Annotated in this window: 11 protein-coding genes; 9 read left to right on the top strand and 2 right to left on the bottom strand. The window is 58.9% G+C overall.

Annotated features, from left to right (window positions below):
- The first annotated feature begins 6 nt into the window (after positions 1-6).
- On the top strand, positions 7-1842 hold the full coding sequence (glmS, locus tag ACJJU9_RS24860; RefSeq protein WP_407729763.1) for a glutamine--fructose-6-phosphate transaminase (isomerizing): 1836 nt from the start codon (positions 7-9) through the stop codon (positions 1840-1842).
- A gap of 143 nt (positions 1843-1985) precedes the next feature.
- On the opposite strand, the gene ACJJU9_RS24855 is transcribed toward glmS, so the two are convergent.
- Positions 1986-2897, bottom strand: a complete 912-nt coding sequence (locus tag ACJJU9_RS24855; protein WP_153328714.1) for a bifunctional GNAT family N-acetyltransferase/nucleoside diphosphate kinase regulator — start codon at positions 2895-2897, stop codon at positions 1986-1988.
- Between the two features lie 220 nt (positions 2898-3117).
- Here ACJJU9_RS24855 and ACJJU9_RS24850 point away from each other — a divergent pair, with 220 nt between their 5' ends.
- From ACJJU9_RS24850 to cfaB, 8 genes are all read left to right on the top strand, one after another.
- Entirely contained in the window at positions 3118-3495 is a 378-nt protein-coding gene (locus ACJJU9_RS24850) for a hypothetical protein (protein ID WP_407729762.1), read from the top strand.
- A gap of 9 nt (positions 3496-3504) precedes the next feature.
- A complete protein-coding gene (locus ACJJU9_RS24845) occupies positions 3505-3657 on the top strand; it encodes a hypothetical protein (protein WP_407729761.1) in 153 nt (50 codons plus the stop codon).
- A 136-nt stretch (positions 3658-3793) separates the two neighbouring features.
- On the top strand, positions 3794-5128 hold the full coding sequence (locus ACJJU9_RS24840; RefSeq protein WP_407729760.1) for a serine hydrolase domain-containing protein: 1335 nt from the start codon (positions 3794-3796) through the stop codon (positions 5126-5128).
- A gap of 104 nt (positions 5129-5232) precedes the next feature.
- The gene (gene hflK / locus ACJJU9_RS24835) at positions 5233-7170 is read left to right on the top strand and encodes a protease modulator HflK (RefSeq protein WP_407729759.1); all 1938 of its coding nucleotides are present in this window, start codon (positions 5233-5235) and stop codon (positions 7168-7170) included.
- 11 nt (positions 7171-7181) lie between these two features.
- Entirely contained in the window at positions 7182-8210 is a 1029-nt protein-coding gene (gene hflC / locus ACJJU9_RS24830; protein ID WP_048373516.1) for a protease modulator HflC, read from the top strand.
- Positions 8207-9265: a protease modulator HflK gene (hflK, locus tag ACJJU9_RS24825; RefSeq protein WP_407729758.1), complete on the top strand. Its 1059-nt coding sequence runs from the start codon at positions 8207-8209 to the stop codon at positions 9263-9265. Before hflC ends, hflK (ACJJU9_RS24825) begins: the two co-directional genes overlap by 4 nt.
- A complete protein-coding gene (locus tag ACJJU9_RS24820) occupies positions 9262-11175 on the top strand; it encodes a cation-translocating P-type ATPase (protein WP_407729757.1) in 1914 nt (637 codons plus the stop codon). Before hflK (ACJJU9_RS24825) ends, ACJJU9_RS24820 begins: the two co-directional genes overlap by 4 nt.
- Before the next feature lie 117 nt (positions 11176-11292).
- On the top strand, positions 11293-12474 hold the full coding sequence (cfaB, locus tag ACJJU9_RS24815) for a C17 cyclopropane fatty acid synthase CfaB (protein WP_407729756.1): 1182 nt from the start codon (positions 11293-11295) through the stop codon (positions 12472-12474).
- Here cfaB and ACJJU9_RS24810 read toward each other — a convergent pair.
- Positions 12465-12947, bottom strand: a complete 483-nt coding sequence (locus ACJJU9_RS24810; protein WP_053225445.1) for a hypothetical protein — start codon at positions 12945-12947, stop codon at positions 12465-12467. The two genes, cfaB and ACJJU9_RS24810, sit on opposite strands and share 10 nt — an antisense overlap.
- Between the last annotated feature and the right edge of the window lie 6 nt (positions 12948-12953).

Raw genomic sequence — 12953 nt, 5'->3', positions numbered from 1 at the left:
AAATTTATGTGTGGAATCGTTGGCGCAGTCGCCGAACGTAATATCACGGCCATTCTGCTCGAAGGCCTGAAACGTCTTGAGTACCGTGGCTATGACAGCGCCGGTGTTGCCGTGTTTACCAACAACGGTACGCTGGAGCGCATGCGCCGTAACGGCAAGGTGTCTGAACTGGAACAAGCCCTGGCCGGTGAACCGCTGGTGGGCCGTCTGGGCATCGCCCACACACGTTGGGCCACCCACGGTGCGCCGTGCGAGCGCAATGCGCACCCGCATTTTTCGGGTTCGGATCTGGCCGTTGTGCACAACGGCATTATCGAAAACCACGAAGCCCTGCGCGAACAGCTCAAAGGCCTGGGTTATGTGTTCACCTCGGACACCGACACCGAAGTCATCGCCCACCTGCTGCAACACAAACTCAAAGAACAAACCGACCTGACCGAAGCCCTGAAGGCCACGGTTAAAGAGCTGCACGGTGCATACGGCCTGGCCGTGATCAGCGCCAAACAACCTGATCGCCTGGTTGCTGCCCGCAGTGGTAGCCCGCTGGTGATTGGTCTGGGCCTGGGCGAAAACTTCCTTGCGTCCGACCAATTGGCCCTGCGCCAAGTGACTGACCGCTTCATGTACCTGGAAGAAGGCGATATCGCTGAAATCCGTCGTGACAGCGTGCAAATCTGGGATGTGGACGGCCAGACCGTTCAGCGCGAAACCGTGCAATACCGCGACGGTGCCGAAGCGGCCGATAAGGGCGAGTTCCGTCACTACATGCTCAAGGAAATTCACGAGCAGCCAAGCGTTGTCCAGCGCACCCTGGAAAATCGTCTGGGTCAGGACCACGTTCTGGTTCAGGCCTTTGGCCAAAACGCCAAAGAACTGTTCGTCAAAGTGCGCAACGTCCAGATCGTGGCCTGCGGTACCAGCTACCACGCCGGTATGGTTGCCCGTTACTGGCTGGAAAGTCTGGCGGGCATCCCGTGCCAGGTCGAAGTGGCGAGCGAGTTCCGCTACCGCAAAGTTGTGGTACAGCCAGACACCCTGTTCGTGTCGATCTCACAATCGGGCGAAACCGCTGACACCCTGGCAGCACTGCGCAACGCCAAAGAGCTGGGTTTCCTCGGCAGCCTGGCGATTTGCAACGTCGGCATCAGCTCGCTGGTTCGTGAGTCTGACCTGACCCTGCTGACCCAAGCCGGTCGTGAAATTGGCGTGGCCTCGACCAAAGCCTTCACCACTCAATTGGTCGGCCTGCTGCTGCTCACCTTGTCCCTGGGCCAAGTACGCGGCACCCTCGAAGCCGGTGTTGAAGCGCAACTGGTTGAAGAACTGCGCCGCCTGCCGACCCGTCTGGGTGAAGCCCTGGCGATGGACGCTACCGTTGAGAAAGTCGCTGAACTGTTCGCCGACAAACACCACACCCTGTTCCTGGGCCGTGGTGCGCAGTACCCGGTGGCGATGGAAGGCGCGCTCAAGCTCAAAGAAATTTCGTACATCCACGCTGAAGCCTACCCGGCGGGCGAACTGAAACATGGCCCGTTGGCACTGGTGGACAACGACATGCCGGTGGTCACCGTTGCGCCGAACAACGAACTGTTGGAAAAATTGAAATCCAACCTGCAAGAAGTTCGCGCCCGTGGTGGTGAGTTGGTGGTGTTTGCTGACGAACAAGCCGCCATGAGCAACGGCGAAGGCACCCATGTGATCAACATGCCGCACATCCACGACGTGCTGGCGCCGATCCTCTACACCATCCCGCTGCAACTGCTGTCTTACTACGTGGCCGTGCTCAAAGGCACCGACGTAGACCAGCCGCGCAACTTGGCTAAATCGGTGACTGTGGAATAAGTATTTCCACGGCATTGGGTGAACACATTCAACCCGCACCCAGCGGGTTGAATGTTGAGCATTGAAACTTCCATAAACCAGCCAGGCACGACGCGTGCGAAAACCTTCGCGCCTGATGGATCAACACGCAGTAAAAGCCCCAATTAAAGGTGGAAGTGGCCCGCAGCCTCCGGCTGGTAAAGCACTTTCCTGATTTCTATTCGGCGGGTCCTGTCAGATATTCGCCAGTCAATGGCGTCCCCTTCCTGATAACCCAGGATGGCGGCACCGATGTCGGAATAAACAGAATGTTTTCCGCTGTTGCTGTCGGCGTCTTCGGGGTAGACCAAGGCCACTTCGATCTCTTCGTCGTCCAACTGCAGCAAGGCTCTGGAGTTCATCGTGACGACATTGGATGCCACCTGCTGCGGCTTGACGACAATGGCACGCTCAAGCTCATGTTCGAGCTCAACGACGGCGGGGCCTGTTTCGAGCGCGATCAGTTGTTCGAGCCTGGCCTTGTCGATTTCAGTAATGAAGATCTTGGTGGCGTTACTCACGGCACCTTCGCGCAAGAGCTGGAGATAGCGTCCCGCCGCCATGGAAAATGACTTCAATGTCGGCGTTTCGCTCTCAAGCACAAAACCGCTGCGCACAAAGGCTTTGAGCGAGCGCGTGTTGTCCGGATGGATCTTGGCGATGAGCTTCTTGGCCCGCATGTCGAGGAAGGCCAGTTTCATGCCTTCCTGGATCGTGCGGGCGCCAAGGTTGCGGCCCCATTTGTCGCTGTCTCCGATGACCAGGACTATCTCGCAATCCGGGCCGGTTTTGATCAGACGGACAAAGCCGACCGGAGCGTCATGCCTGTCAAAGGCCATGAAGAACCGGCCGCCCTGGTTGAATAGATGAGTCAGGATCGGCAGTTGTGTCCGATCAATGGCGTGCCCAATAGAGCGCGAAACATGACGAGAATCGCTCAGGTAGCAGGTGACACGTTCATCCTCCAACCAATCCATCAACGTCAGCGCGTGCGCCCGAGTAATTTCAGGGCACAGCGAAATGAAAGGCTTGTTCATCTTGACCACACTTATTTGTTAAGGATGGAAGCCCTTCATGGCCAGAGTCATGACGGTTCTTCGGCAACCGGCCATTTTATGGCATGACGCCTGTAAAGCCGAATCCAAAGCCGCTTTTGGGGGGATGGCTACGGTTTTTTGGTTGTTTTACACAATTCTCAAGTTCAAACCCTTCGACCCACTTTATGCAGACCGCAGGCAATCAGGAGCTCGAAAATCGATGGACAGCACCTTTAAAAACATCAGCCAACGCATGAACAATCGCCGGTTCGCCGTGGCGAGTAACGCCAGCGGGTTATCCGACGCCAGCACGGTGTTTCATTACCACGTCGATGGCAATGCGATCACCGGGACTTACCAGGGCGGGCATATCCGCACGGGGCATTTGGTCGGTCGCGCCACCGGCCCCGACACCCTCGAGTTGCTGTACCACTGCCTGACCGCTGAGGGCGAGTTGCTGGCCGGTTGGTCGCGGGGCACGGTCGGTGTGGATCACGCCGGGCGCACCACACTGGAATTTGTCTGGGGCTGGTTATCGGGTGCAACCGGGGGCGGGGAGTCGAGTTACGTTGAGTTTTATCCTGAAGAACACCACTGAGGAATGCACATGTTGCACACCAACGCATTGAGGCAGTTGGACATGCAGGACATTTCGATTGTCCTGTTGCTGATCGAAAACCGCAGCGCTAAACGTGTCTCAGAAATCCTCAATCTCAGTCAGTCGAGCATCAGTTACAGCCTGGAAGCCATTAACCTCTGACTTCAGTCAGTAAAAAAACACGCACGGGTATACAAGCTAACCTCTCATACCGCAGGGTAGTGCGCGGCTATGGGTTGGTAATGGAACAATCAACTCAGCGCTTGGCCGGGTCTCGTTCCTTTATTGAGGCGTTTGTATGCTTAAGCATTTGTTCAAACCCGCACGCACAAGCGTGGTGTTCTTGCTGTCTTGCCTGGCAGCGTCCATTGCCTGTGCTGGCGATAAAACAACTTACCCCGATGCCGCCGCCAGTGACCCCAAGACCCTGGGCTGGATGGTCGGTGCGCCTCCGCCGCCTGACCGGATTGTGCGGTTTGCCGATGGCAGTTATTTCAAGTTTCCGGCCATGCGCTGGAGCGTTTCCAACTTCCGCCAACTGATGCCCACCACCAATGTGTCCCGTGGCTTGGGCGCGCCCGTGCCGTTGTCGCAGGCGTTGCGCAGCGATATCGACGCCCTGACGTTTACGCCCCTCGGTGGGCAAAAAACGATGACCTGGGAGCAGTCGCTGGCGGCCAATTACACCGACGGCATTGTGGTGCTGCACCGCGGCAAAATTGTCTATGAGCGGTATTTCGGCGTGCTGAGCCCCCTAGGCCAGCATGCCGCCATGTCCATGACCAAATCGGTGGTGGGCACAATGGGCGCCATGCTGGTGGCCGATGGCACCCTGGATGCCAATAAAAAAGTAGCGGATTACGTCCCCGAGTTGGCCAAGTCAGCCTTTGGCAGCGCGACGTTGCGCCAGGTGCTGGACATGACCACCGGGCTTAAATTCAGCGAAGACTATGCCGATCCCAACGCTGAGGTCTGGAAGCACGCACAGGCGGGTAACCCGCTGCCCAAGCCCAAGGATTACACCGGCCCGCAAACGTATATGGAGTACTTGCAGACCGTGCAACCCGAGGGTGAACACGGTAAAGCCTTCGCCTATAAAACGGTGAATACCGATGTGCTGGGCTGGGTGATTGCCCGTGTCACCGGGAAAAACGTGGCACAACTGTTGTCAGAAAAAATCTGGCAGCGCCTGGGCGCCGAACAGGATGCGTACTTCTCTGTGGACTCCATCGGTACGCCGTTTGCCGGTGGCGGGTTGAACACCGGGCTGCGGGACATGGCGCGGTTTGGCGAGATGATCCGCAATAACGGCCAGTACCTGGGCGAGCAAATCGTGCCCAAGGCCGTGGTGGATGATATTCGCTCCGGTGGCGATAAAGACGCGTTTGCCAAGGCCGGTTATGACCTGCTCAAAGGTGGCAGTTATCGCGACATGTGGTGGGTGACCCACAACGCCGATGGCGCCTTCATGGCGCGGGGTGTGTATGGGCAGCGCACCTACATCGACCCTAAAGCCGAAATGGTGATCGTGCGCTATGCGTCCAATCCGATTGCCGGCAACGCGGCAAACGACCCGGTGACCATCCCGGCATTCGAGGCGCTGGCCAAGCACTTGATCGCCCACCCGCAGTAAGCGCTTACGAGGTCTTTGTCCAAAGATGAAGATCGCTGGCCGCCCGCAGAAGTTTCACACTGTTTGTTATATCGTAACTATATTCATCAAACAGTGGAGCTTCCATGCGTGTCGATTTAGATGCCGAGGAGGGTGGCCTTGAGTCTTTGTCTCGTTTTCAAAGTGCCACCGTTCAGGCGCGTCAACTTTTTCAGTTAGGCGTTGGACTGGCCGCCCTGGCAATCATGCTCTGGACGGTCGGTTTTTTTATTGGTCTGTTTGCCCCGAGTTCGTTGTGGCCTGCACTGCTCAATAACAACGTTGCCGCGTTGTTAGTGGTGGCGGCAGGGGCGCAATCGGCGTTTTGGGTGGCGGACTGGCGCAAGGCAGCGCTCAATCCTGCACCTGAATTGATCGAAGAACAGCCCGCCGAGCCACTCAGTGCCTACGAGCGTTTTTGCCAACGGTTGAGTCGCGGGTCGCATCGGTTTTTGGCCTCGATCGGGGCGCCGGTCTTTTGGCTGGCGGGCGTTGGTGGCCTGGCCGTGTGGTGTGTGCAGCACAGTTGGGATGTGTCGCTGGCCGGTGCCGATTTAGGCACGGCCGGGCGAGTGGCTGCTGGGGTGGCGGTGTTGCTGGCGTTTGCATTGCTGGTGTTCGAACGCTACCTGGCGCAGCAACCCGAAGCACGCTGGCCGGAAGCCCGCTTACTGGCGCCGCTGGTGCGTGTGCCGATCCTCACTTTTTTGCTCAGTGCGTTATGTCTGCTGTTCAGCAGCGCCGAGGCCGAATGGCCCGCTCGCCTTGCGGTATTGCTGGGCGTGCTGCCCGCGGCGGTGGCGATTGAGTTAATCCTTCGGGCCGTGGCGGCGATTTTCAGCCCACGCCGCGACCGGCTCGAACCGCGCATGATTGCGCAGAGTTTTATTGCCGGGATGCTGCGCTGGCCACCGCAACCGCTGCTGGCGTTGCAGCACGAATTGCATAACCGGTTTGGCATCGATCTGCGGCAAATCTGGGCGTTCAGCTACATGCGCAAAGCGTTCCTGCCGGTGCTGGCGGTGATCGTCGCGGTGGGCTGGATACTCAGCGGTGTGAATGAAGTCCCGCTGCAAGGGCGCGGCATTTATGAACGTTTTGGCAAGCCGGTTGAAGTATTCGGGCCGGGTTTGCACGCAGGGCTGCCTTGGCCGTTGGGCCGGGTGCTGATGGTCGAAAACGGGGTGGTGCATGAGCTGGCGACCAGCACCGAGTCGGCGGCGGACCCTGTGCTGGCGTCGGCTGACGGCCTGCCACCGTTGACTGCCAACCGCTTGTGGGACGCGACGCATGTGAACGACAAATCCCAGGTCATTGCCAGTGGTGGCGGTGACAAGCAGGGTTTTCAGATCGTGAACATGGACGTGCGTTTTGTGTACCGCATCGGCTTGAGCGATCAAGCCGCGATTGCCGCGACGTACCACAGTGCCGATGTGCCGACGCTGATTCGCAGTACCGCGAGCCGCATTCTCGTGCACGACTTTGCCTCGCGCACCCTCGATGATTTGCTCGGTGAGCAACGTACCGAGTTGGCCAGTGACATTGGTCGTGCCGTGCAGGCCGATCTGGATTCGCTGGGCAGCGGCGTCGAGATTCTGGCCACGGTGGTTGAGGCTATCCATCCGCCTGCCGGGGCGGCCAACGCGTATCACGCTGTTCAGGCTGCACAAATCAGCGCCCAGGCCTTGATTGCCCGCGAGCGTGGCGCGGCCAGCGAGCAAGCCAACGTCGCGCAATTGCAGGCCAGCATGGCGCTGGACCAGGCCAATGCCTCGGCGCGTGAAGTGAACGCGACGGCGCAGACCTCGGACCTGCGTTTTGGCGCCGAACAAAAAGCCTACCGCGAGGCCGGTCACGCCTTTGTTCTTGAGCAGTATTTGAGCCAGCTCAGCCAAGGCATGAACAACGCCAAACTTTTGATTCTCGACCACCGCCTTGGGGGCAACGGCAACGCGCCGACCCTCGATCTGCGTTCTTTCACGCTGCCGGCCGATCCTGTCGCGCCGCGTAAAGCTGTTCAGTAAGGAGCTTTGTTTTGAGCCACTCACACGATCATCACGCGCACGGCGGCCACCACCACGGCCACGCGCATCACGGCCATCATCACCACCATCATGGTGACGAACATGAGCCGAGCCCGTTCCCATGGCGGCGCATGGGCTGGGCCGCTTTGCTGGTTTTATTTGCCGTGGCAGCCGCCAGCCTGGTGCAGGTGCGTTCCGGCGAAGCCACTGTTATCACCCGTTTCGGTAACCCGGCGCGGGTGCTGCTGGAGCCTGGGTTGAGCTGGCGCTGGCCCGCACCGTTTGAAGTCAGCGTGCCGGTAGACCTGCGTTTGCGCACCACTTCCAGCGGTCTGCAAGACGTCGGCACCCGCGACGGCCTGCGCATTATCGTGCAGGCCTACGTGGCATGGCAGGTGCAGGGCGATGCCGAGAACGTGCAGCGTTTTATGCGTGCGGTACAAAACCAGCCCGATGAAGCCGCCCGGCAAATTCGGACCTTTGTCGGCTCGGCGCTGGAAACCACAGCCGCCAGTTTTGACCTGTCCAGTTTGGTCAACACCGATGCCAGCCAAGTCAAAATTGCCGACTTCGAAGCGCAACTGCGCCAGCAAATCGAACAGCAATTGCTCAGCACCTATGGCGTGCGTGTGTTGCAAGTGGGGGTTGAGCGGCTGACGTTGCCGTCGGTCACGCTCACCGCCACGGTCGATCGCATGCGCGCCGAGCGTGAAACCATCGCCACTGAACGCACTGCGGTGGGCAAACGCGAAGCGGCGCAAATCCGTTCGGCGGCCGAGCGCGATGCGCGCATTCTGCAAGCCGATGCCAGTGTGAAAGCGGCGGACATCGAAGCGCAGTCGCGGGTCGAGGCGGCGAAAATTTATGGTCAGGCGTACGCCAGTTCGCCAGAGCTGTACAACATGCTGCGCTCTCTCGACACGCTGGGGACCATGGTTAACCCCGGCACCAAAGTGATTTTGCGCACCGATGCGGCGCCGTTCCGGGTGTTGGTCGATGGTCCGCCGTCCATGGATAACAAGGCTGGGTCGCACCCATGAGTGGCTCATCTGAAGACACGCCACGTGTCAGCAGCCCGTGGCAACAAGCGGGGCGTTTAGCGTTTTTGGGCTTGTATGCCGTGACGGTGTTCGCCGCCGTGGCGTGGGGTGTGTCGAATGTGCGGCAGATCGATCCGCAGAACCGCGCAGTGGTGTTGCGCTTTGGTGCGCTGGACCGCATCCAGAATGCCGGCTTGCTGTTGGCCTGGCCGCGGCCTTTTGAACAAGTGGTGATTGTGCCCGCCGCCGACCGCGTGAGTGAGCGCCGGATCGAAAACCTGCTGCGCTCGGACAGCGCCCTGCAGGCGGATCGCGTGGCCACTTTTGCCACGCCCATCAACGATGCACTGGCCGGTTCCGGGTATTTGCTGACCGGTGATGCGGGTGTTGTGCAACTGGATGTGCGGGTGTTTTACAACGTCATCGACCCTTATGCCTACGTGCTGCAAGCAGAGCATGTGTTGCCTGCGCTGGATCGTGTGGTCACCCGCAGCGCGGTGGCGCTGACCGCCGCGCGGGATCTGGACACCATTTTAGTGGCGCGCCCGGAGCTGCTCGGCAGCGATAAACAGTCGGCTGAACGCCGTGAGCGTTTGCGCGGTGATTTGGTGCAAGGCATCAATCAGCAACTGGCGGCGCTGACGGCAACGGGGCAGGGCATTGGTCTTGAGGTGGTGCGGGTCGATGTGCAATCGAGTTTGCCGGGCCCGGCCGTTAACGCGTTTAACGCGGTACTGACGGCCAGCCAGCAAGCCGATAAAGCCGTGGCCAACGCGCGCAACGATGCCGCTAAAACGACCCAAAACGCCACCCAGGAAGCCGACCGCACGGTTGAGCAAGCTCACGCCCAAGCCAGCGAACGATTGGCCTTGGCGCAATCGGACACGACGGCCATCGTCAATTTGGCCAAGGTACAACAGGCCGGTAATGACCCTGGTTTGCTGCTGCGTTTATATCGCGAGCGGGTGCCAAAAATTCTCGGGCAGGCGGGCTCTGTGACCACCGTTGATCCTAAAGATGATTCCCGTCTGATTATTCAGGGAGCCGAACAATGAGTACGTCTGCAACGCAACCCGTGGTCAGCATGCTGAGCAGCGCCGAGCAACGCAGCGCTGCGCGGCAACTGACGCTGGCGATGCTGGCGCTGGGATTGCTGGCCTTGGGGCTGGTGTGGCGCTGGTTCATGCCTCTGCAAGTGGGCACCAGCCAATTGTTATTGGGGTTTGCCTCGTTGTTGGTGGCGGTGCCGGTGATGCGTTCGGCGTGGTACAGCCTGCGTTATCCGAGCCTGCACGGCATCACCGATCAACTGATTGCCCTGGCGATGCTAGGCGCGTGGGCCACCGGCGATTTGCTGACCGCAGCACTGTTGCCGATCATCATGATTTTTGGCCACGTGCTGGAAGAGCGCAGTGTGATCGGTTCGCAAGAAGCCATTCATGCGCTGGGCAAACTGACCCGCAGCCAGGCGCGGTTATTTCAGGCCGACGGCCGTTTGCTGGAGGTCGACAACAGCACCCTCAAGACCGGGGATCAGGTTGAAGTCCGCGCCGGGGATCGTGTGCCGGCCGATGGTGTGGTGTTGACAGGCCAGGCCAGCCTCGACACGGCGTCGATCACCGGGGAATCGGTGCCGCTGGAAGTCAGCGTGGGCATGCCCATTTACGGTGGCGCGATCAACCTGGACGGCTTGCTGCGCGTTGAGGTAACACGCACCGGTGAAGAGTCCACGCTGGGCAAAGTCATTGCCCTGATGCAAAACGCCGAACGCGCCAAGCCACCGATCACCCGTTTGCTCGAGCGCTATGCGGGCGGCTACATGGTGCTGGTGTTGATGATCGCCGCCGTGACCTGGTTTATCACCAACGATGCCCAAGCCATGCTCGCGGTGTTGGTGGCGGCGTGCCCATGCGCGTTGGTGCTGTCGGCACCGGCCACCGCGATTGCCGGGATCGCCGTGGCGGCGCGTCACGGGATCTTGATTCGCAGCTCGGCGTTCCTTGAAGAACTGGCGGATTTGACCTCCTTGGTGGTGGATAAAACCGGCACCCTGACCTACGGCACGTTGCGCCTGCAAGCCATCGAAACACCGCTCACGGAGCATCAGCCGTTGCTGCAACTGGCCGCCAGTTTGGGCGCTGCCAGCAGCCATCCGGTGAGCCGGGCGTTGGCCGGTCTGGTCAGCCATGACCAATTGCTGACCCTGGAGGATGTGCGCGAGCGCCAGGGTTTGGGCGTCGTGGCCAGAACCGCGCAGGGCGAAGCGGCGTTGGGGCGGCCGGAGTTATTCGACCAATTGACTATTACCACAACCCCGGTGCCGGACCATGATGGCCCTATTGCAGGTCTTTCATTGGACACACAGTTTCTTGGCTGGTTATTGTTGGCAGACAGCGTTAAGCCCGAAGCCCAACAGGCGTTGCGCGAATTGCGCGAGCTGGGGCTGGGGCGTCAGGTCTTGCTGACGGGTGACCGGCAAAGTGTGGCGGACCATTTGGCGCAGGCGGTGGGCATCAGTGAGGTACAAGCCCAAGCCTTGCCCGAAGATAAATTGAAGCGTGTACTGGGCGAAATCGACAGTGGCTTCAGGCCTATGGTGGTCGGTGACGGGATCAACGATTCGCTGGCACTTAAAGCCGGCGTGGTGGGTGTTGCGATGGGGGCGGGCGGTGCGGACATTGCCCTGGCGTCATCCGACATCGTGTTGATCGGCAGTGACTTGCGGCGTTTGGGAACGTGTGTGCGACTGAGCCGTGAATGCCGGCACACCCTGCAGGTCAATGTGGTCATCGGGCTGGGCTGGACACTGGCGATTGTTGCCGCCGCTGCATTTGGTTGGTTAGGGGCGGCTGGCGCCATGATTGCCGCGCTGCTGCACAACTTGAGTACGTTATTGGTGTTGGGGAATGCTGGACGTTTGCTTCGTTTTCATGAGCCGTTGGTGGCGTCAGAAACGCCGCAGTAAGGGTCTGAAAACGCATCACGCACGCTCTGGCTTCTGGCTGTCAGCTCACTGAGCTGACAGTTTCGGTTAATCGACTACCCTATAGTTTCGATGTCTGAATTGAAGGAGGACTTACTGATGCTCGCGCAACTGCCACCGGCTTTACAGAAACTTCATCTTCCATTACGCCTTAAACTTTGGGATGGAAACCAATTCGATCTAGGGCCAAAGCCTAGTGTCACGATTGTGGTCAAAGACCCGCAATTGGTTGCCGAGTTTACCCACCCCAGCCTTGATCTGTTGGGCACCGCTTTTGTTGAGGGGAAGCTTGAGCTGGAAGGCTCCGTCAAAGAAGTGATTCGTGTGTGTGATGAGTTGAGCCAGGCGCTGGTGGAGGAAGAGGACACTCGACCTACGCGTATTCACCACGACAAAGAAATCGACGCCGCTTCCATCTCTTACCACTACGACCTGTCCAATGAGTTTTATCAGCTGTGGCTTGATAAGGACATGGCCTATTCATGTGGCTATTTTGAGACCGGCGAAGAGACCCTTGATGAAGCTCAGATAGCCAAGTTTCGCCTGCTGTGCCGCAAGTTGCGCCTGAAGCCGGGTGAGTATTTGCTCGACGTTGGTTGTGGCTGGGGCGGGTTGGCGCGTTTTGCCGCACGCGAGTACGGCGTCAAAGTTTTCGGCATTACTCTGAGCAAAGAGCAACTGGCGTTGGGCCGTGAACGCGTTAAGGCCGAGGGCCTGCAAGACAAGGTCGACCTGCAATTGCTCGACTACCGCGATCTGCCGCAAGACGGCCGCTTCGACAAAATTGTCAGCGTGGGCATGTTTGAGCACGTAGGGCACGCCAACCTCAATGAGTACTGCAACATCCTGTTCAACGCGGTGCGTGAAGGCGGCCTGGTGATGAACCACGGTATTACCGCCAAGCACACTGATGGCCGCCCGGTAGGCCGTGGGGCCGGTGATTTTATCGACCGCTACGTGTTCCCGAACGGTGAGTTGCCGCACCTGTCGATGATCACCGCCGAGATCAGCGAAGCAGGGTTGGAAGTAGTCGACGTCGAAAGCTTGCGTCTGCATTACGCGCGCACGCTGGATCACTGGAGTCAGCGCCTGGAAAACAACCTGGAGGCCGCTGCGAAAATGGTCCCGGAAAAAACCCTGCGTATCTGGCGCCTGTATTTGGCGGGTTGTGCCTACGCGTTTGCCCATGGCTGGATAAACATCGATCAAATCCTGGCGACCAAACCGCATGCCGATGGCTCCATTGAATTGCCACCGACACGCGCGGATATTTATCGCTGACCGTGTGAATCCCACGTAATCGCAACGGGGCTTACTTCAGGGTTAATTTCCTGGAGGTAAAGCCCATGTTGCAGTGGGATGTTTTGATCCACTTGTGCCACGGCTTTCTGTTCGAAGGTCAGCCCCTTCTTTTTAAACACAAGATCATGACGCGCTACGTTTCCTCCCCAGTCAGCTGAGGGCAAGGAGATGTAGCTGATCTTGTATTCCTCATCGGTAAACGCCCCTTCAACCACATAGGCGCCGTAGTGGTTTTCGCCTGGGGAAATGATCTTGTACAAGCCATTGTCGTAGTAGTACAGGATGGCTTCTTCAAACGGTTTTTCGCTGTACATCTTCTTGTAGTGCAATCGATGAATGTACGTTGGCTTGCCGAACTCGACGGTAATGGCGGGGACGACGGGCGGCGGGGTGGTTTCAGCCTGGGCCAGGGAAGTGATGCTGAACAGCAAACCCATCAGCGAAAATTTCATGAGTGT

Origin of the sequence: Pseudomonas helleri (assembly GCF_045830615.1) — a bacterium.
GTDB classification, from domain to species: domain Bacteria; phylum Pseudomonadota; class Gammaproteobacteria; order Pseudomonadales; family Pseudomonadaceae; genus Aquipseudomonas; species Aquipseudomonas helleri.
This window is presented reverse-complemented; position numbering and strand designations above follow the sequence as displayed.